At 67.1% G+C, this 20,759-nt stretch carries 6 protein-coding genes and 1 pseudogene; 4 read left to right on the forward strand and 3 right to left on the reverse strand.

Going from position 1 to position 20,759, the window contains the following annotated elements; translation table 11 throughout:
* The first annotated feature begins 6 nt into the window (after nucleotides 1-6).
* The 4 genes and pseudogenes from ACFXI4_RS20825 (at nucleotide 7) to istB (ending at nucleotide 5,894) form a co-directional block, all read left to right on the forward strand.
* Nucleotides 7-1,161, forward strand: a complete 1,155-nt coding sequence (locus ACFXI4_RS20825) for a thiolase family protein (RefSeq protein WP_384992926.1) — start codon at nucleotides 7-9, stop codon at nucleotides 1,159-1,161.
* Nucleotides 1,162-1,268: 107 nt separating this feature from the next.
* Nucleotides 1,269-3,257 (forward strand): acetoacetate--CoA ligase, encoded by a 1,989-nt coding sequence (locus ACFXI4_RS20830; protein WP_384992928.1) that lies wholly within the window; start codon nucleotides 1,269-1,271, stop codon nucleotides 3,255-3,257.
* 613 nt (nucleotides 3,258-3,870) lie between these two features.
* Nucleotides 3,871-5,065 (forward strand): annotated as a pseudogene (gene istA / locus ACFXI4_RS20835) (IS21 family transposase).
* A 22-nt stretch (nucleotides 5,066-5,087) separates the two neighbouring features.
* A complete protein-coding gene (gene istB / locus ACFXI4_RS20840) occupies nucleotides 5,088-5,894 on the forward strand; it encodes an IS21-like element helper ATPase IstB (RefSeq protein WP_384992931.1) in 807 nt (268 codons plus the stop codon).
* A 1,184-nt stretch (nucleotides 5,895-7,078) separates the two neighbouring features.
* On the opposite strand, the gene ACFXI4_RS20845 is transcribed toward istB, so the two are convergent.
* The 3 genes from ACFXI4_RS20845 to ACFXI4_RS20855 form a co-directional block, all read right to left on the reverse strand.
* Nucleotides 7,079-7,603: an SMI1/KNR4 family protein gene (locus ACFXI4_RS20845; protein ID WP_384992934.1), complete on the reverse strand. Its 525-nt coding sequence runs from the start codon at nucleotides 7,601-7,603 to the stop codon at nucleotides 7,079-7,081.
* A 9-nt stretch (nucleotides 7,604-7,612) separates the two neighbouring features.
* Nucleotides 7,613-18,217 carry a LamG-like jellyroll fold domain-containing protein gene (locus ACFXI4_RS20850; protein ID WP_384992937.1) on the reverse strand — a complete coding sequence of 3,535 codons (10,605 nt, stop codon included), beginning with the start codon at nucleotides 18,215-18,217 and terminating at the stop codon, nucleotides 7,613-7,615.
* Nucleotides 18,218-19,343: 1,126 nt separating this feature from the next.
* Nucleotides 19,344-20,666, reverse strand: coding sequence for a class I SAM-dependent RNA methyltransferase (locus ACFXI4_RS20855; protein ID WP_384992939.1), 1,323 nt, complete (start codon nucleotides 20,664-20,666; stop codon nucleotides 19,344-19,346).
* Between the last annotated feature and the right edge of the window lie 93 nt (nucleotides 20,667-20,759).

Here is a 20,759-nt window from a genome sequence, read left to right on the forward strand (position 1 = left end):
GTCGCCATGCGCGACGCGGTTGTCGTCGACGCCATCCGCACCCCGATCGGCAAACGCAACGGGGCACTGTCCGGTCTACATCCAGTGGACTTGTCCGCGCACGTCCTGCGCGCCTTGACCGAGCGGACGAGGCTTGAGCCAAGTTCGGTCGACGACGTCGTATGGGGCTGCGTCTCGCAGGTCGGCGAGCAGACCGCGAACGTCGGCCGCTACGCGGTCCTGGCGGCCGGCTGGCCGGAGTCGGTTCCGGGGGTCACCGTGGACCGCCAGTGCGGCTCCTCCCAACAGGCCGTTCACTTCGCGGCGGCAGGTGTCATCTCCGGCCAGTACGACGTGGCCGTTGCCGGCGGCGTCGAGTCCATGAGCCGCGTCCCGATCGGCTCCCCCTTCTCCGCTGGGGAGTTCGGCCGCCCCTACGGCCCGGCCGCTCTCGCCCGCTACCGCGTCGACGACTTCCACCAGGGGACGGGCGCGCAGATGATTGCCGACGAGTACGGCATCACGCGCCAGGACATGGACCGCCACGCGCTCGAGTCGCACGCCAAGGCCGCCCGTGCCACCGACACGTCCCGGTTCACCGGTCAGATCGTTCCGGTGCCCTTGCCGGACGGCAACCTCTTCACCGAGGACGAGGGCATCCGCCGCGGGGGCACCCTGGACACCATGGGCGGGCTCAAACCCGCGTTCTCTCCCGGTGGGTCCATCACCGCGGGCAACGCCTCCCCGATCTCCGACGGCGCTGCAGCCGTGCTCGTCACCACCAGCGCCTTCGCCCGCGCCCAGGGCTGGCAGCCGATCGCACGGGTACACACGGCGGTCGCGACGGGATGCGACCCGGTGACCATGTTGAAGGGACCCATTCCCGCTACCGCCAAGGCGTTGGCCCGCTCCGGGCTCCGTATCGACGACATCGGAGCCTTCGAAGTCAACGAGGCATTTGCTTCCGTGACCCTGGCCTGGCTCAAGGAGACCGGTGCCGACGAGTCACGGCTCAACCCTAACGGCGGCGCCATGGCACTCGGCCACCCGCTGGGCGCGTCCGGCGCACGCCTCATGACCACGCTCGTCCACCATATGCGGGACCAGGGCATCCGCTACGGCCTCCAGACCATGTGCGAGGGCGGCGGTATGGCCAACGCCACCGTCCTCGAACTGCTCTGACACACCGACACTCCAGACCCCTCGGCGCCTTCGCCGCGTAGTCGCCGCATCCACGAGACCGCCCCGCCCACCGACGTGCGAGCACGCCCGAACCGGAGCCAGTACCCATGAGCACCGAACTCCCACCTCTCCTGTGGACGCCCGATCCGGCCCGCGCCGCCTCCTCCCGCCTGAGCGCCTTCCAGCAGTTCGCGGCGGCGCACCACGGTGCACCCCAAACGGCCGGGCTGTCGCCGCAAGCCGCGTACGCCACCCTTCACCGCTGGTCCGTCGAGCGTCTGGAGGATTTCTGGCGGGCCGTGACCGAGTGGTTCGACGTCCGCTTCACCAGGCCGCCGACCACGGTGCTCAGCAGTACTGCCATGCCCGGCGCCCGGTGGTTTCCCGAGGCCACGCTCAACTATGCCGAGCATGCGCTGCGTCACGGCGAGGACTCGAACATCGCCGACACCCCCGCGATCATCCACGTCGACGAGCGCACGCCCGAACCCGTCGCCACCACTTGGTCCGAGCTGCGCCGCCAAGTCGGTTCGGTCTCAGCCGAGTTGCGTGCTCTGGGAGTCCGGCCTGGCGACCGTGTGGCCGCCTACGTGCCCAACATCCCGCAGGCCGTCGTGGCGCTGCTGGCGACCGCAGCGGTGGGCGCTGTCTGGACGAGTTGCGCACCCGATTTCGGTGCGCGCAGTGTCCTCGACCGCTTCCAGCAGATCGAGCCGGTAGTCCTGTTCGCGGTCGACGGATACCGCTACGGCGGTAAGGAACACGACCGGCGTGCCGTCGTCAAGGAACTGCGCGACGAACTTCCGTCGGTGCGTCAGGTGGTGCACATTCCCGTACTCGGTTTCGCCGCCCCCGCGGGAGCCCGGGAGTGGGAGGGTCTCACGGCGGCGCCCGCCGAGCCGGTCTTCGAGCAGCTGCCGTTCGACCACCCGCTGTGGGTGCTCTACTCTTCGGGCACCACCGGCCTGCCCAAAGCCATCGTGCACAGCCACGGCGGCATCACCGTCGACCACCTCAAGCAGGCGGGCCTCCACCTCGATCTCGGACCCGGCGACCGGTTCTTCTGGTACACCTCGACGGGGTGGATGATGTGGAACTATCTGCTGGCCGGCCTGCTCGTGGGCGCAAGTATCGTCACGTACGACGGCAGCCCCGGATACCCGGCTGCCGACGCGCAGTGGCGCGTTGCAGCCGACACCGGCACCAACGTGTTCGGGACCTCCGCCGCCTACGTCATGGCCTGCGGCAAGGCCGGAGTCCACCCCGGCCAGGACCTGGACCTGGCCGACCTGCGCGCGATCGGCATCACCGGCTCGCCGCTGCCGCCGGACGGCTTCCGGTGGATCTACGACGAGATCAGCGCGGACATCTGGCTCGTCTCGGTCAGCGGCGGCACCGATGTCTGCGGTTCTTTCGTCGGTGGCGTGCCCACGCTTCCGGTCCACCTCGGTGAGATCCAGGCACCGAACCTGGGTGTCGCCGTCGAGTCCTGGAGCCAGGATGGCAAGCGGGTCGTCGACGAGGTCGGCGAACTGGTCGTGACCAGACCGACGCCGTCCATGCCGCTGTACTTTTGGAGCGATCCGGACGATCAGCGCTACCGCGACAGCTACTTTGCCATGTTCCCCGGCGTCTGGCGCCACGGGGACTGGATCACCCACACCTCCCGTGGAACGGTCGTCATCCACGGCCGCTCGGATTCCACCCTCAACCGGCAGGGCGTCCGAATGGGCTCCTCCGACATCTACGAAGTCGTGGAGCGGATGCCGCAGATCAAGGAATCTCTCGTCATCGGCCTGGAACAGCCGGACGGCGGCTACTGGATGCCGCTGTTCGTGGTCCTCGCGCAGGGCACGACCCTGGACGACGACCTGCGCGCCGCCATCTCGAACGCGTTGCGCACCAAGTTGTCACCGCGTCACGTACCGGACGAGATCATCGCCGTGCCGGCCGTCCCCCACACCCTCACCGGCAAGCGCATCGAGGTACCGGTCAAGCGGATCCTGGCCGGAACTCCAGTGGATCAGGCGGTAAACCCAGGCTCCCTCGAAAACCCCGAGGCGTTGCGCGTCTTCGAACAGTATCGCCGCACCTGAAGACTGATGAAGTTCTTGGGTTCTGGCCCTGCTGGAGTGACCCCTTGAGGTCCGACACTTTCGTTTTATGCGGCGAGGTGGAGCCGTTGTCTGTAGCGGGTCCTGGCCTGGTGTGGGGTGAGGTAGCCGATGGTCGGATGACGAAACATCCAGCGTCCAGGTGTCGGAATCTCGGGGGGCACTCCATTCATCGTCGACACCAGCGGCTACTACAACTAGCCAACCCATCAAGTCATAACCGTTAGGGGGCGGGCACAGCAGAAGCTGGGCCCGCCCCTAACCCGCGCTCGGTGTAGAGCGAGTCTTCGCCATAGGAAGCATGCGGCTATAGACGCAGGCGATAACACGGCAGCTCAGAGTCACCGCATTTGGCCTCCACCACCGATGCCCAGGACGCACGACGGCACTCACCTCGACGGGCCCGCTGTCCAGCATCACCGGCCTGATCACCCACATCTCATCGGCGTAGTGCTGGTCGGGCCCTTCTTCTGATCCTCCCCGCGCCGCAACAAGCACTCACGTGTCGGCGACGGCTGAAAAGTGGACCAGAGGCGGCGCTTGAAAGTTGACCCCCTCCAGGGGTCTGGCTCGTTGAGTCAGGCCGGGAGGAGTGGTGATCAGCGTGGAGGACTGGGCGGAGATCCGCCGGCTTCATCGGGCCGAGCAGATGCCGGTGCGGGCGATCGCGAGGAAGCTGGGGATCGCGAGGAACACGGTCCGCCGGGCGATCGCGGACGACGCGCCGCCGAAGTACCAGCGGGCGCCGAAAGGCTCGATCGTGGACGCGGTCGAGCCGCAGATTCGTGAACCGCTCGAGCAGTGGCCTGAGATGCCGGCGACGGTGATCGCGGAACGGGTCGGCTGGGACCGCGGTCTGACCGTGCTGAAGGACCGGGTCCGGGACCTGCGGCCGGCTTATCGGCCTGCGGATCCGGCGTCGCGGACGGTCTATGAACCGGGCGAGATCGGCCAGTGCGACCTGTGGTTCCCGCCGGCCGACATCCCGCTCGGCTTCGGCCAGGTCGGGCGGCCTCCGGTGCTGGTCATGGTCGCGGGCTACTCGCGGTGGATCACCGCCCGGATGCTGCCCTCGAGGTCCGCGGCCGACCTGATCGCCGGGCACTGGCGGCTGCTGACAGAGCTCGGTGCCGTCCCTCGGGTGCTGGTCTGGGACAACGAGGGAGCGGTCGGCTCCTGGCGGTCCGGCGGTCCTCAATTGACCGACGGATTCGCTGCGTTCGCAGGACTGCTCGGCATCAAGTTCCTGCTCTGCAAGCCGCGGGATCCAGAGGCCAAGGGCCTCGTCGAGCGGGCCAACGGCTATCTCGAGACGTCGTTCCTGCCCGGGCGGGTGTTCACCTCGCCGGCCGACTTCAACATCCAGCTCGCCGACTGGCTGACCAGAGCCAACCGGCGCATCCACAGAACTTTGCAGGCCCGTCCGGCGGACCGGCTGGAAGCGGACCGCTCCCGGATGCTGGCCCTGCCGCCGATCGCCCCGCCCGGCTGGTGGAAGGCATCCGTGCGACTGCCCAGGGACCACTACGTCCGCCTGGACACGTGCGACTTACTCGGTGCATCCGCTGGCCGTCGGCCGCCGCATCGAGGTCGCCGCCGACCTGGACCAGGTACTGGTGACCTGCGACGGCGTCGAGGTCGCCCGCCATGCCCGCAGCTGGGCTCGCCACCAGACCATCACCGACCCGGACCACGCGGCCGCTGCCGCTGCCGCCCGCAAGAAGGCCGCCGGAACGAAGCCCGGGCCGGTGGACGTGACGGAGGTCGAGGAGCGGTCGCTGGCGGGCTGAGCAAAGGTGAAGGGGCAGCGTGATGAGCACGAAGAACGGCACGAATCAGGCAGGGAACAGCCGTGACGTCGGCTCCGAACTCATCTATCTGACCAAGGCATTGAAGGCCCCGGCTCTGCGGGACGCTGCCGCCCGGCTCGCCGAGCGGGCCCGCGACGAGGGCTGGAGCCACGAGGAGTATCTGGCCGCCTGCCTGCAGCGAGAGGTCGCCGCCCGCGATTCGCACGGCGCCGAGGGACGGATCCGGGCGGCCCGTTTTCCCTCTCGCAAGTCGCTGGAGGACTTCGACTTCGATCACCAGCGGTCGGTGAAACGGGAGGTCATTGCTCATCTGGGGACGCTGGATTTCGTCGCCGGAAAGGAGAACGTGATCTTCCTGGGGCCACCCGGCACCGGCAAAACCCACCTCGCCACCGGCCTCGGCATCCGGGCCTGCCAGGCCGGCCACCGGGTCGCCTTCGGCACCGCCGCCCAGTGGGTCACCCGTCTTGCCGAGGCCCATCAAGCTGGGCGTCTGAGCGACGAGTTGACCCGGCTGGGCCGGATCCCGCTGATCGTGGTCGACGAAGTGGGCTACATCCCGTTCGAGCCCGAGGCAGCGAACCTGTTCTTCCAGTTCATCTCAGGCCGCTACGAACGCGCCTCGGTGATCGTGACCAGCAACAAACCCTTCGGGCGCTGGGGCGAGGTCTTCGGCGACGACACCGTCGCCGCGGCGATGATCGACCGCCTCGTCCATCACGCCGAGGTCATCTCGCTGAAGGGCGACAGCTACCGCATGCGTGGCCGCGACCTCGGACGGGTTCCCGCCGCCAACACCGGGGAATGACCAACATCAACTGACAGAGCGGGGGTCACTTTTCACCCGCCGGAACCGGCTCACATTTCAAGCGTCGCCGACACTCACGGATGCGGAAGAATCCGACACGACTGAGAAGACGGCCGTAAAGTCCGCGGGCTGATCACGTCTTGGCCGACAGCGCTCAATGACGACCCATCAGAACGAGCGTCAATTGAGCGTCGAGACGACCGGCCTCTCTTCGTACCCAGAGGCGGAGCAACCGGACCACGGTCCCAGTACGCAATCTAAAACGCCAGGTCAGACGACGGTCGCAAGCAGCCTACGCACTTCACCTCGTGGACTTCGGAAAACAGGTCGAGCACACCCGGCCAGACCTGAGCACTACAGGAAACCTGCAGGTCAAAGCCCCTTTGCGGCGGGCTCAAGAATCGCCACGCACTCCACGTGCGAGGTCATCGGAAAGACGTCAGAATTGGGATCGTGGGCGTAACCGCAGGCCAGACGGCATTTTCGACTCCACCGACGGGCCCCTCGAATACTCGGAGCGTCAAACGAGCGTCAAGGCCGAGATATGCGCTGGCGTCCGTTTCTAAGACCCCTCCAGTGCAGTGCCGTACGGGTGACGGCCGTCCATCTCAACCGTGGCCTAGTCTCCGGCAGGGCTCCGGCTGGCGTTGGTGTGCATTCGGCCCATGACCGCATGACCCTCGCGTGCCAGAGGACAGCTCTGATCATCAGGGTTTGTCACCGGGTGGGTCCAGAAGGGGTCTAAAGGGCGACGTAGGTTCACGTGCCCGTACATGCAACGGGAAGTTCCCAGCCGCCGGCACGGCGATCGCCGCACCGGGACCATCCGCAGGCTCGTAGAGATGACCGCCTTACGATGCTGCTGCCAACGCTCGCCCGGACAGCGACCGGCCAGTTTCGGGCCTGAAAGTTCAGTAGCTGGCCACCCTCGACGGTGTTGCCCCCAGGGCTCCCCGGGCGAAGGCAGCACCAGGAGCGGAACGCCCAGCTGTCGACATGGAGTGGGACAATGAACCTGCACATTACCCACCCGCCCCCTTCCTCGCCTCTCGAACTACCGGTCCGCTAGGGCGAGGAAGGAGGTGATCGGCGCGGCAGTGAAGGAGCAGGGCGTCGAGTTCCCACCCGCCTTCATCTCCGCCGTGGGGGCGTACGGCGATGTGCTGATCTGCGAGTACAACGGTTCAGCTCAGCGGTTCGAAGAACGGGCGGTCAGGCGCGAAGTTGCGCGAACACACCGTCACGTCCTCACCTCTGAGGTAAGCCAGCAACCATTCGCCGAACGTCATCTCGTGCAGAGTCCAGGCCGGACTGTCGAGCTCGGCCACCACGACGCGCCAGGGTGACGAGGGGCCGTCGGGAACGCGGAGGAAAACCGATTCCCCCGTCATGGCCGTCACCACCGGCATCAACTCCCCGGGGTTCGCCCCTGCCGGACTGGGCAGGTACTCCACCATGTCTTCCTCGCGCCAGAGCTCGAGATCCCCCCGGATCGATTCTCCCAGGTTGTGCATAAGATGGCCGGCGGGGTGCTCCAGATACAGTTGATTGTTGATCTGAACCGAACCGTAGGCATTCACGATCTCACGGAAGTCCGCCGGGAATTCGATGCCGAACTCCCGCTCCAATTCAATCCATGGCGCCGAATCCGTCCAGTTAAATCTGGGTTCGCCCAGCAAGGCTCGAATCTCTGCGAATGTTGCTACCACTAGACCTCCTTAGCATTTCGAGCCGATGCCTGTCTTCGAGTTGATCGCAGTGCATGAATAACTGTCCACGATTCCTCCCCCGGGTCCGTACACGGTCATTCCCACTTGGATAGTCGTAGGAACGGCCGAGTGAGTGTCTCCGTATAGGGGAACGACGGACATGAACAGGCTGTTGTTCTTATTCAGGGACTTCCACCCGAAGGCTTCCACCTTGCTCGCCATCCGACGGTTCGCCCTGGCGTTCAAGGCCACCAGGTTTCGGACATCCTGACCGGTACCCTTGCCCCAATAACCTATCAGGTGGCCGGCCTCCGGCTTTCCGCCTCCGGCCCTGATCTCTGCCATTCCGTCCGGCTGAGAGGAGGGCTCGCATTCGGGGCACTTCGGCAGGCCACCCGCTCCCGTGCGCGACCTGCGATCGCTCTTGGTGAGGAATGCGCTGGCGCCGGTCGCCCTGCATCCCTTGTTTCCCTGGTGGTCCGTGTATTCCTCAAGACCACCGTAGATCCGCCCGCCGTCGATCAGGGGCGTCGCATCGCACGAGCTCCTGCGCCCCTCGTCACCGTCGTCTCCGGTGCAGCCGCCGGTGGACACGCAGACGGCGTTGTTCACCGGTGCGGGCAGGGCCTCCAGTTCATTGTCGGGCGTGTACGTGCCGTCGCCGAGCAGCCTGAGCATGTCCACGGTGTCGACGACCGTGTCCACGCCGTCGCCGGTGTCCCATCCCGCGTCCTCGTATTCCGCCTTGGGCTTCGCTCGGGTGGGTGCGGGTTCCGGGTTGGGCCCGTTGTTGGGGTTCTGGTCGATGGGTGGCTTCGGAGGTGTGACGATGATGCTGCAGCCGTATTGGCAGTTCCCCGATCCAGACCCGGCACCGGTACCCGCACTAGTGCCGGGGCCGTGACTGTATCCGTACCCGGTGTCGACAAGCGCGGAGTACCCCGCTGCCTGCGAGACGTGGTTTGCCTGCTTGCGCAGCAAGTCTGCGAGGCTCTGGTAGCCGGCCCCGGACAGTCCCCCTGACAGATAGCCGGAGCCACCGGCTCGACCAGGGCGACTCATCGATCTCTGAGGATACCGACGTGCTTCTCCCACAGGCTTGCTGCGCGGGATAGGGCGTCTGATGTCGATTCCTGTAAACCGGACTGCAGAACCACCAACTCCGCCTCCGGGTTCATGAACGTTGAAATGACCGGTGGCATCGGTGTCGCCCAGCGGGTTGCCTGCGGTGTAGCTGTAACGGTTGGCCTGCTGGCTGACGGGGTCGAGTTGCCAGGTGTCGCGCGAGCTGAAGCCTCCGGTGCCCGGCTGGTACCAGCGGGCTGCCATGTTGACGTCGCCGCTGGTGGGGTCGGTGTAGCCGGACTGGTAGCCGACGGCAGGGGTGGTGCCGCTGGTGGCGGTCTTCTTGCCGAAGGGGTCGTAGTCGGTGGAGCCGGTGACCTGGAGGCCGTCGGAAGCGAGGCCGGTGGTCAGGTCGGTGTGCTGGTCGGTGACGGCCCATTGCTTGGTGGTGCCGTCGGTGAGGGACAGCAGGGTGCCGTCAGGTGTGCGGTTGTAGATGGTGGTGCCGTCGCCCGCGAGGTTGTTGGAGCCGCCGTCGTAGGCGAAGGCGACAGAGCCGCGGGTCTGGATGCGGTCGAGGGAGTCGTAGCTGTAGGCCGTGGCGCCATCGGTGATCTTGCGTTCGAAGGCGTCCGAGGTCTGTGTGCGGGTGGTGGTGCCGGTGACCGTCGCGGCGAGGGTTCCGCGTGCGGTGTAGGTGTAGGTGGTTGATCCGTCGGTGAGCTGGCGGTTACGAGCGTCGTACGTGGAAATGGTGGTGCCGGCCTTGGTGCGGTTGTCTGCACCGTCCCAGCCGTAGGAGACGCTGCTGCCGTCCTTGGTCCAGGTGGTCAGGCGGCCCGCGTAGTCGTATTCGTAGGTGTTGGTGCCTGCCCCGGCTGTGCCGGTCGTCGTCTTCGATGCCAGGTTGTCGTCGAGGTCGTAGCCGTATCCGGTGGAGGCGATTGTCGTGGTGCCGCCGGGTGTGGTGACGGTGTCGCTCTTGAGGCGGCCGAAGTCGTCGTAGGCGTAGGTGCGCTTGGCCGTGGCGGTGTAGGAGGTGGCGCCGTCGGGTTTGGTGGCGTACTGCTCCAGGCTCGGGCGGCCGACGGCGTCGAAGTCGTACCAGATGTCGTTGTTGGTGATGGAGTCCCAGACCCAGTCGAGGCGTCCGGCATTGTCGTAGCCGTAGTTGGCTGTGCCTGCCTTGGTTTTACGGACGGTCATGTTGCCGTCGGCGTCGTAGGTGTAGCCGGCGGTGCCGCCGGGGCCGGCCGCGGTGAGGAGCTGGCCGCGGTCGTTGTAGGTGTAGGTGTTCTCGGTGACACCGTCGGCCGTGCCTGAGGCGATGAGACGTCCGGCAAGGTCGTAGGAGAGGGAGCGGGCGGTGGTGCTGACTTCTGCGCCGGTGCCGGTCTCATTGGTCAGGCGGCCCAGGCCGTCGTAGGTCTGCTCGCGCTTGACGCCGCCCGGAAGGTTTTCGGAGACAGCCTGGCCGGCTTTGTCGTAGGTGGTGGTCCAGGTGCGGTCGGCGGCGCCCGGGTGGGCCGTGGTGGAGGGTTCGATGGTGGACTCGGGCAGGTTCCAGGCGTTGAAGGTGTAGATGCTCTGGTTGCCACGGCCGTCGGTGAGACGGGTCTGGTTACCCGCCGCGTCGTACCCGAACGATGTGGTGATCGAGGCGCCGGCAGAGACAGGCTTGACCTGAGAGGTCATCCGGCCCAGGGCATCGTAGGTAAAGGTGGTACGTGCCTTGGTCTGCGTGGAGATCGCGGCGATCTGGTCGCCTTCTTCGTCATATTCGGCTGCCGTGGTACGCAGGGCGGTGGTTCCGGTGCCGTACTCGGTCGTCGCTGTCACATTGCCAAGCGCGTTGAACGTCGTGGTGGTGCGGCGGTTGGTGGCGTCGGTGGTCTCGGTCTGACGGCCCAGGCCGTCGTAGTCGTACTTCGTGGTGCCTGCCGGGTCGGTGGTCGTCATGGGTTCGCCGGCCGGGTTGTAGGTGGCGCTGGTGGCGATCCCGGCTGGGGAGGTTGAAGCGGTCTGATTGCTGGCGTCGTCCCAGGTGTACCTGCTGATGAGGTTGACCGTGCTGGGGTAGCGCTCGACGGTGGTCGCGGTCAGCTGGCGGCCCAGTTCGTCATAGGTCGCCTCGGTGCGCGCGCCCGTCGGATCGGTGAGCGAGAGCTGGAGGCCGGTCGGGGTCCAGGTGGAACGGGTGACCCCGCCGCCATCAGTTGCGGTGGTGTTGAGCAGGTCCGAGTCGGTCTGCGCGGCCACGGCCGCGGCGGCGTCGGCCACTGGGTCGGTCTTGCTGGTGATCCGGCCGAACTGGTCGTAGCCGTAGCGTGTGACCCTGCCCAGCGGATCGGTGACGGTCAGCGGCTGGCTGAGAGCGGTGTACGTCGTGCGGGTGGTCGCCGTCAGCGCGGTGGTGGAACCAGGCGGGGTGTAGTCCGGCAGGGTCACGGCTGTGGTGCGGCCGAGGCGGTCGACCTCGGTGCGGGAGACCTTGCCGCGGGGGTCCTTGGCGTCAGTTGTCTCACCGAAGGTGTTGTAGCCGGTCAGCGTGATCGGCTTGGCGGTGGTTGCGGTTCCGCCGTTCTCTTCTATCGAAACGGACGGGGAGCTCTCCTGTACCAGCCGACCCAGCGCGTCGTAACGGTAGATGGTGGTGTACGCGCTGGCGTTGGTGCCGGTGGCGTTGCCGCGCGGGCTGACCGCCGTGAGCGGCAGACCGCGGTCGTCGTACGTGCCTGAGGTGATGTGCGTGGAAGTACCGTCGGTCGTCGTCTGCTTGGTGACGTTGCCCGCACTGTCGTACTCCGCGGACACGGTCAGCGTCTTGCCTGAGCTGATCGACTGCGTCTGCTGCTTGACCCGGTCGTCTCCGTCGTAGTCGAGGATCGTGGTGCGGGCGAGTCCGCCCGGGTCGAAGACGCTCGTCTTCGTACGCCCCAGGGCGTCGACTGTGAAGGTCTGGGTGCTCTTGCCTCCGCCAGTGATCTGCTTGGTCAGATTGCCGGCCGGATCGTAGGTGTTGGCCTCCTGCACGATGTCGTGTTTGCTGCCGTCCGCCTGTGTGACCTGCTGGGAGGTGGTCGTGGCAGCCAATCCGTCGTCGAAATAGGTGTACGCCGTCGTCGCGCCCATCGCGTCTGTCGTGGACGCCAGGCGGCCGGCGGGGTCGTAGGCGTTCGACTCGACCGTCAGGTCGCGGACCGTTCCCGACGGATCGCCCGTCCAGTCGTCAAGGACGGTCGTCGCCCGCTGGCCCTGCGCGGTGTAGGTGTAGGTGAGGTGCATGCCCGCAGGGTCGGTCATGCCGCTGACCCGGCCGAACGCATCGTGCTCGTAGGCGGTGACGTTGTTCTCCGCGTCAGTCACGGAGTCGTTCAGGCCCAAGGAGTTGTAGTGGTAGGCGGTCGTCCGGCCGGTGTCCCCGCCGGTGGTGTCGGCAGCCGACTCGGACAGCAGGTTTCCGTCTTCGTCGTACGCACGCGTGATCTTCGCGGTGTGTGTGGTACCGGTGATCTCGTTCTTCACCCCGGCACCCGTCTCGGACACCACATGCGAAGCCTGGTCATAGCCGAAGCCGGTGCTTACCCCGTCCGGGAAAGTGTCCGAGACCTGCTTCTCGGTGAGTTTCCTCCCCAGCCCGTCGTAGGTGTATGACGTCACCAGGCCGGATGGTGAAGTCACCTGGGCCAGATCTCCGTTGGCGAAGTACCTGTACGAGGTCTGTGCTCCGCCCGTCGTGGTCTCGGTCAGCACCAGTCCTGCCGGCACAGTGCCCCCGCCGGCCGCGTTCTCCGTTCCCGTCGTGTAGGCCGTGGCGGAGTTGGAGCCGTCGGGCCGTTCAGTGGTTTTGATCAGGCCGAGCGTGCTGTAGGTGCGGGCGGTGCGGTAGCGGTTGTCGAAGCGGTCGGTCGAGCGCTGGTCGCGATATGTCAGCGGCTTGTCGTTGCGCGGATCCAGTGCGTCAGCTGAGTTCAGGTAGTAACTGCTGAAACCGGTCCAGCAGGAGTCGGCATCCCGGCAGGTCGTCGTGGAAACGACGTTGCCGCGGGCGTCCCGTCCGGTCACGATAGCGTGTCCGTTCGGGTCCGTCATGGTGTGCAGGTTGCCCAGGCTGTCGTAGTCGTACGACGTCACAGCCCCGGAGGCGTCCTTGCGGGAAAGAACCCGCTGTCCGTTGAGGGCGTCGTAGCTGGCCGTACTCGTGCGCTCGGCGGGGTCGGTGACCGTCACCGTAGAGCTGAGACCGGAGTCGACCGCCTCGGCCTGTGCCCGGTAATGCGAGGAAACCTGGTCCGCGGTCAAGGCGGACCTGTACAGGGCGACCTCATCGACCTGTCCGTCGAGGTAGTAGGTGCCCTCACTCAGGCCCGTCCAACCGGAGCTGGCATAACCACCGCCGACGTAGGCGTAGGTCCGGGACTGGTCGACTATCGTGCCCGCCAGCTCGCCGACGCTGACGCCGTCGAGATACAGGGTCTGGGTGGTTGCGCTCGCCGAGAGGACCACGTGGTGCCACTCACCGTCGGTCACCGCCGTCGATGACACGATCGGAGTCGCGCCGGAGACGCCGGAGAGGTAGAACTCACCGCGCAGCTTGCCGCTGCCGTCGATGTTCAGGACCGGTCGCCAGGAGGTGGGGGTGGAGCCGACGGCCGCGTTCTGGAAGCCGAGCAGGACGGCCTTGGACGTCGACGTTTTGAACCACATCTCGGCGGACAGCTCGATCGCCGAGGCGGGTATCGAGCCGGGTATCTGAATGGTGCCGCCGCCGCTGAGGTTCACGGCCCGGTTGTCACCGGGGCCGAAGACACCGGTCTGGTCGACGGCCGACACACCGCCCGCGTCGGGCTTGAAGGTCGCCGCCATCGAGGTGTCGCCGACCGCGCTGGTGAGCGTGGTGCCCTCGGACTCGCCGAGCCGCCAGTACGCGGCGGGTGCATCCGCGACGGCCACCCCGTCGTACTGGTCACCCCGGCCGGCTACCAGAGCACGGCGGGCCTGGATGTGCTGGTTCGGCGCATCGGTCTGACCGGCAGCCCACTTGATGTACTTCCAGAGGGAACCGACCTTCACGAACGTCACCAGCGCCTTGTCGTAGAAGGCGACTTCGTCGATCTGACCGGTGAAGTTCCGGTAGCCGGCTGCCTGCCCGTCCCAGCTGCTGGAGGAGTAGCCGCCGCCGACGAACACCTGGCTGAACCGGTCGGCCACCACACCTGTGGGGGTGCTGCCCTGGTAGTCACCGTCGACGAACAGGGCCTGGATGCCCTCGTTTCCGGTCAGCAGGACGTGATGCCATTTGTCATCGGTGACCGCCGACGCGGAGAGGATACTGGTCGCTGCGCCGCCGAACCGGCCGCGCAGCTTCCCGTCGGAATCGATCAGCAGCATGGGCCGCCAACTGGTCGGCGTGTCGCCGATGTCCGCGTTCTGGTTGGTGACCAGGACGCCTTGGGTCTTGGTCTTGAACCACAGCTCCACGGACATGGCGGTGTTGGTGCCCAGCGTCTCGGCGGGCACCTCGACCGCGCTGTCCCCGGCGAAGGTCACCGAGGTGTCATCGCCGTCGGAGAAGATGCCGGCGCTGCCCAGACGTACCCCGTCGAGGTAGTCACCCGCGTAGTCGTCGCCCAGGGGGCTCGCCGCTGTGGCGCCTGTGCGCTCGCCGAGCCGCCAGTATCCGGTCGGGCCCGTGCGCTGGATGGTATCCGCGTATGACGACGAGGTGGTGGAGTAGGTGGGTGCGGACACCTTCCAGGTGCCGCCGTTCTCGTCCGTGTGCTGGGAGAGCCGACCGGTGACGCTGTTGTAGCCGGCCGTCGCGTGCACCCTGCCTGACGGCAGGGTGACCTTGGTGAGCTGGCCGATGGCGTTGCGGGCGGCGTAGTGTTCGGAGACGGTCGCCGGGTCCAGCGTGTGGTCGTAGAAGGCGACTTCGTCCATCTGTCCCTTGAAGTGGTATTCCCCTTCCGCGAGCCCCATCCAGCCTGAGCTGCCGTAGCCGGCCCCGAGATAGGCGTAGTCGCGGGACTGTTCGGTCAGGACGCCGTCCAGCGTGCCGACCTCGGCGCTGTCCAGGTACAGGGTCTGAGTGTTGACTGCGGCGGAGAGCACGACGTGGTGCCACTTGCCGTCGGTCACTGCCTTCGACGAGACGATCGGCGTCGCGCCCGGGCTGCCGGTGAGGTAGAGCTCGCCGCGCAGCTTGCCGGAGCCGTCAATGTTCAGGACCGGTCGCCAGGAGCTGGGCTTCTCACCCAGCTCGGCGTTCTGGAAGCCGACCAGGACCCCGGAGGCCGTGTTCGTCTTGAACCACAGCTCGATCGTCGGGAAGGCCGCGGTCTTGAGCGTGTCGGTGGGCAGTTCGACGACCGAGTCGGTGCCGTCGAAGGTCGCTGAAGTGTCCGTCGTTCCCGCGATCGCCGATTCGGCGCCCAGCACGGTGTCCCGGTGCACGGCGTCGTTCAACCCGGTCCGTGAAATGGCCTCACTGGCCGCCACCGAACCCTCGCTCTCCCCCAGGCGCCAGTAGGACGTCGGGGCCGAGTCCAGGACGCCGCTGCGGTAGACCGAGCCGGAGCCGTACTCGTACACCGTGCACTTCGTTGACGAGGAGGGCGGGCACACGGTGGTCAGTTGGTCACCCGTGTAGGTGTACGACCATGCCAGCCCTGACGTGTTCGCGTCGATGGCACTGGTGGTGACCGTGGTGACGTGACTGCCGGTCCAGCCGAACGACAGCGAACGGCCCGACAGGTCGTCGGTGACCCTCTTCACCGGCCCGCTGGTCGGGGTCTCGTGCGTGATGGTCTGTCCTCGCCCGGCAGCGTCTGTGATCTTGCTGAGCATGCCGCCGGCCAGGAACCGGTAGGTGGCGCCGGAACGCTCCCGAAGCACCCACTCCGTCGACTGCTTGGCCAGGGTCAGCGATCCGCTGGACGGACCGGTGTACGTGCCGTCGGCGTTCTTCCCGAACCGCACCTGTGAGCCGTCGGCCAGCGTCACGAGGGCCGACGAGGTGGCGGGCTCCTCCCGAAGCTGCATGTCCCAGCGCGTGGACCAGCCGGTACCGAAGGCACCGCCGGTGCGCGGGTCGAGGGAGTTGTAGGTCCGGGTCAGGGACAGCTCCGGGCCAACGGCGGTCAGCGCCGCGTCCGTCGCCGCGGTGACGTAGTTGCCTTCACGGGTGCCGATCTCGCTGCCCTCGTCCGCGCCGCCGAGGTGGCTCGTCACACTGGGCTGCGGCACCTGCGTGGTGACCAGGGCCGCACCCGGCCGGGTCGAGGAGGTAGAACCGTCGTAGGCGTAGCCGTACCAGGCGTACGTCTTGTTCCACGACAGCCAGCTAGAGGGCACCGCCCACTGCTGCTCACTCGTCTTCGGCCCGGTCTTGCAGTTCAGGCGCAGGTTGCTGCCCTTGACCTCGCAGACCTCGAACCAGTACTGGAGAGTGGCCTTGGGGTAGCGGTCGGCGTCCGTGCCCTTCGCCCACAGCGTCGGCGTGAGAGTGCTCACGGTGACACCGCTGCCCGGGGACTCGGCCGTCAGCTGCGGCGGGATGTTCACCGCGGACAGCTTGACGGACGGCCCGGGAACACCGGCCGAGGTGAAGCGGCTGGTGCCGACGTCGTCCATCGTCCACTGCAGCGTATACGTCCCCGGTGTCAGAGGAGCGATCTTGGCGCTCAGAGTCACCGACTCGCCCGGCGAGATCGCCTGCGGCATCTTCGTCCAGCGGATCTTGGAACTGTCGGTGATCTCATTGCCGCTTGCGTCGTACAGGTTGTACCGCAGCTGGTAGCCGCCGCCGGAGGGCCAGGTCTCCTGACCCTGATTGGTGACGGTCACGGTCTCCGCGCCCTCGGTCGTCGCCGTGACGGCTGCGGTGAAGTCGCCGAGCTTGTAGGCGGCGCCGTACTTGGTCCAGGTGACATCCAGGCTCGGCTTACCGTTCGGGTAGTCGTCGGAACCGAACTGCTTCCAGCCCTTGGAGTCCGTCGAAGACGCCTTCACCGCCAGGCCGTAGTTCTTCTTACGGCCGTGCGTCCAGTCGTCGACCAGCTTCCGTCCCGCCGAACCGAGCTTGATGGTCGACCAGGCCGGACCGCACGACCATGTCTCGGTACCGGTGGGCCGCCAGCCGTGCGCGAAGCTCTTCGAGGCCAGCGACGACCCGGTCGACGGACCAGGCCACTTGGAGGTGGTGGACTCTGACCAGTTGGACGTGATCGGGTGGACGGTCACCGGACGGGCGGTGCAGGACTGGGACCAGGTGTTGTACAGCGCGAGATTCGCACTGAGCACCCAGGCGTTTTTCAGGGTGGTCTCAAGACCGCTGAAGCGCAGGAAAGCCGCTGCCTTGTGGTCCCCGCCGTCATACGTGCCGACCTTCAGGACGGTGTCGGTGGCGAAATTCTGGTTGTAGGGGTACTCGACATAGGTGCCGGAGGTCGCGTCGACCGACTTCACGGACGGGTCGACCCGGACCGGGTAGACCCGCTTGGGATCGGTCAGCCAGTCCTTGTCCAGCGTGACGACCAGGACCTGGCGGCCGGCTTCCTCAGTGAGGCTGTAGTGGACACCCGAAGAGAACACGCCTTCGTTGGAGTCGGGCGCGAGGTTGGAGTCCTCCATCCAGCCGGCCGGGGTCCATGCGCGCAGGGTCCCGTCAGCGTCGGTGAAGACGACGTTGCCGTGGTCGTCGATCGCAGCGGTCAGGCCGTCGAGCGCGAGCGGGAAGCGCCACTCGGTGGGAGCAGCCGCATCCTTGAGGACCAGGGTCTCCTTGACGGAGGCGTCGCCGGCGACGAACTCGACATCGGAGTGCGGGCGTACGTCCTCGTACGTGAGCGTGCTGCCCTCGGCCTGCCCTGCGGCAGCGCTGGCGTCGTCGACGCCGTACCCGACGGACACCCCGTCCTCGACGGCCATGCTGACGACCGGGTCGGCATCGGCAGTCCCGCCGAATTCGATCTGCGCCTCAGTTGAGGCGGTGGCGAAACCGTCCCCAGCGGCGCTCATGGTGCTGGGGCCGGGGTTGTCCTTGGGTCTCAGCGAAGTGTCGATGGCCTTCCAGGAGCCGTCCCCAGAGCGGAAGTTGACCTGCTCGTTGTAATAGCGAGTGGTGTACGTGCCATCCGGATTGACGTACGTCCGCTCTCGGGCGCCACGCTTGTCCTTGAGCTCACTACTGAGCTTGGAGTTGAAGCCCTTGGGGGTCGAAGCAAGTGGTGTGTCGACCTTGTGGACTGCGCCCGGCTTGGGAGAGACGCCTGTACTGGGGATGCTGGTCAGGCTGTCCGTCTGCCCTGGCGGGACCTCCCCCCGCCCGGCAAGCGCGCCCCTGCGGCCTCCCTTGGCCGCGGCGTCGGTGGCCTGCGTAGACGCCCCGTGACCACGCCCAGCGGCGGAACCCCAACTCTGCTCGGGTGACGCCGTCGAACCACTCCCGGCCGCGGACAGCGCCAACGAGGCCGCGCCTTGCTCGGTCCCGGCCAGTACGGCCAGGACGAAGGCGACAACGACACCAAGCGGACGTGCAGAACGCACGGGGATCCCCCCACCCTTACGGATCAAGAACGAAGAGATTCTTAAAAGATCCTTACGTACATACACAAGGTGCACACACCATTTCCTTAACATGAAGTGATAATGCTCACGGAATATTTAGGAGCAAATAGTGACGGCCCTAGGTGTCCTTGGGGGTGACAGCACCCCCAGACTGGTCGACGCGCTGGGCGGCCGAAATGCGACCCCGATCCGTCGAGCTCCGCGCCTCTCATGACCGTGGTGGAGGAGGTCCAGTGGGAACGTCCGGCCTGGTTCGGTTCTGCGCGGACGGGGTCGCGACTGTCTGACAGCGTCTGACGTGCTGACGCTCGCGGCCGGGGATCTGAAGCTCCGAGACGCTCCGGGGACGACGCACTACTCCGTTAGCGACTCGGTCGCGACCAGCCAACAGTTGATCGAAGATCGGGCCGCGGCAGGCATCCAGGACGAACCCGTGAAGAGGTCTGGGGCGTCTTCACCCCCAAGTTCCGCGTAGGAGCGGTCTTTGTTTGAGCCGGGGGCCGTTGGCCGATGGCATCACCCGCCACGAAGGTGTGGGCAGCGGGTGCAGCCTGGCGTTTGTGGTGGGCACAACAGTGGACGGGACGATCCTGCAGTCGTGGTCGGTGAGGACCCGGCAGATCGGCTCGACACTGCCGAAGCGGCCCTTGTGCTCGTCGATGAACGCTACGAGCGTGTGTGCGGCCGGTCGAGCGCGGCCGCGGAGAACGACGCCTTGGATTCAACCGGTCAGAGCAACAGTGCCGGTTGAGGGCGGTATGCGTAGCAAGACCGGGTCGGTCGGGGCCGCAACCAGCGGTTCGCGCATACCGAGGACTCTGACACGACCGAGAAGACAGCTACGACGTCCGCGAGTTGATCATGTTCTGGCCGACGGCACCCACTGACGACCCATCAGAACGAGCGTCAACTGAGCGTCGCGACGGCCAGCCTCCCTCCGTACTGTGAGAGAGGGCGACCGCACCACCGTCCCGGTTACGCCATCCGAAATGCCAGGTCAAACGGCGTCCCCCAGCGGCCTACGCACTTCACCTCGTAGACTTCGGGAAACAGATCGAGCGTGCCCGGCCTCGCCTGAGAAACCTACGAAAACCGCAGGTCAGAGCTACTTAGCAGCAGGCTCCAGAATCGCCACGCACTCCACGTGCGACGTCATCGGAAACAGGTCGAAGGCCCGCAGCGTCCGCACCCGGTACCCGCCGTCCCGGAAGTACGCCAGGTCGCGGGCCAGGGCGGCCGGGTCGCAGGCGACGTAGGCCACGCGGCGGGCGCCCAGGGACGTCAGGTGCTCGACCGTGGTGCGGCCCGCGCCCGCGCGGGGCGGGTCGAGGACGATGAGGTCGACCTCGGTGATGCCGGTGCGCGGGAGGACCGACTCGACCTTGCCCTGCTCGACGCGGACCCGGGGGAAACCGGCGAGGTTGTGGCGGGCGTCCTCCACCGCGCGCTTGCCGGACTCGATGCCGAGCACCGCGCCCTTCTCGCCGAGGCGGTCGGCGAGGGCGCCGGCGAACAGGCCGACACCGCAGTACAGGTCCAGGGCCATCTCGCCCTTGCGCGGGAGGAGGCCCTGCATCACCGCGGTGACCAGGGTGTCCGCCGCCTTCGGGTGGACCTGCCAGAAGCCGCCGTTGCCCACGCGGTGGGTGCGGCCGTCGGCCCGTTCACGGACGAAGGCACGGCCGTGGACGCGGTGGATGCCGCCGTCGTTCTCGTCCACCCGCAGGACCGAGACCGGCTTGTCTAGTTCGACCAGGGGCAGGCGGGCGCCGGGGCGGGGCTCCAGGATCACCATCCGGTCCTGGGAACCGGTCGCGGCGATCGCGTCCACCGACACCATGCCCGACCAGTCGCGCTCCTCGATGCCGAGTTCGCTGACGCCCGGCGCCGCGATCATGCAGTGCTCGATCGGCTCCACCTCGTGCGAGCGGTGCCGGCGCAGTCCCGCGTTGCCGTCGGCGTCGACGGCGTACTGCACGCGCGTGCGCCACTGCGGCACCTCGCCCGCCGGCAGCTTGTCGCCCTCGGCGGGCATCACCGTGCCGTCCCAGCCCGCCTCCTCCGGCGTCAGGCCGGCCAGCCGCCGCAGCTGCTCGGCGATCACCTCGCCCTTGAGCCGGCGCTGGGCGCCCGGCTTGGCGTGCTGCCAGTCGCAGCCGCCGCAGCGGCCGGGGCCCGCGTAGGGGCAGGGGGCTTCGACGCGGTCCTTGGACGCGTCCACGATGTCCACCGCGTCGGCGCGCAGGAAGCGGGCCCCCTCCTCGCCCTCGGTCACCCGGGCCACCACCCGCTCACCGGGCAGCGCGTGCCGGACGAACAGCACCTGCCCCTCGGCGGTCCTGGCGATGCAGTGCCCGCCGTGGGCGACCGGGCCCACCTCGACCTCGTACTCCGTCCCCACCAGAGATTTCTTCGGTTCTGCCTGCATGGCGGGGTGACTCCAGATCAACGAGAGGGGGTACGGCCGCGCGCGGGCCGACGACAGCCCACCAGTCTACGTGCTCGGCGAAGGCGCCCGCCC

This window comes from Streptomyces sp. NPDC059224 (assembly GCF_042754285.1).
In the GTDB taxonomy this organism is placed as follows: domain Bacteria; phylum Actinomycetota; class Actinomycetes; order Streptomycetales; family Streptomycetaceae; genus Streptomyces.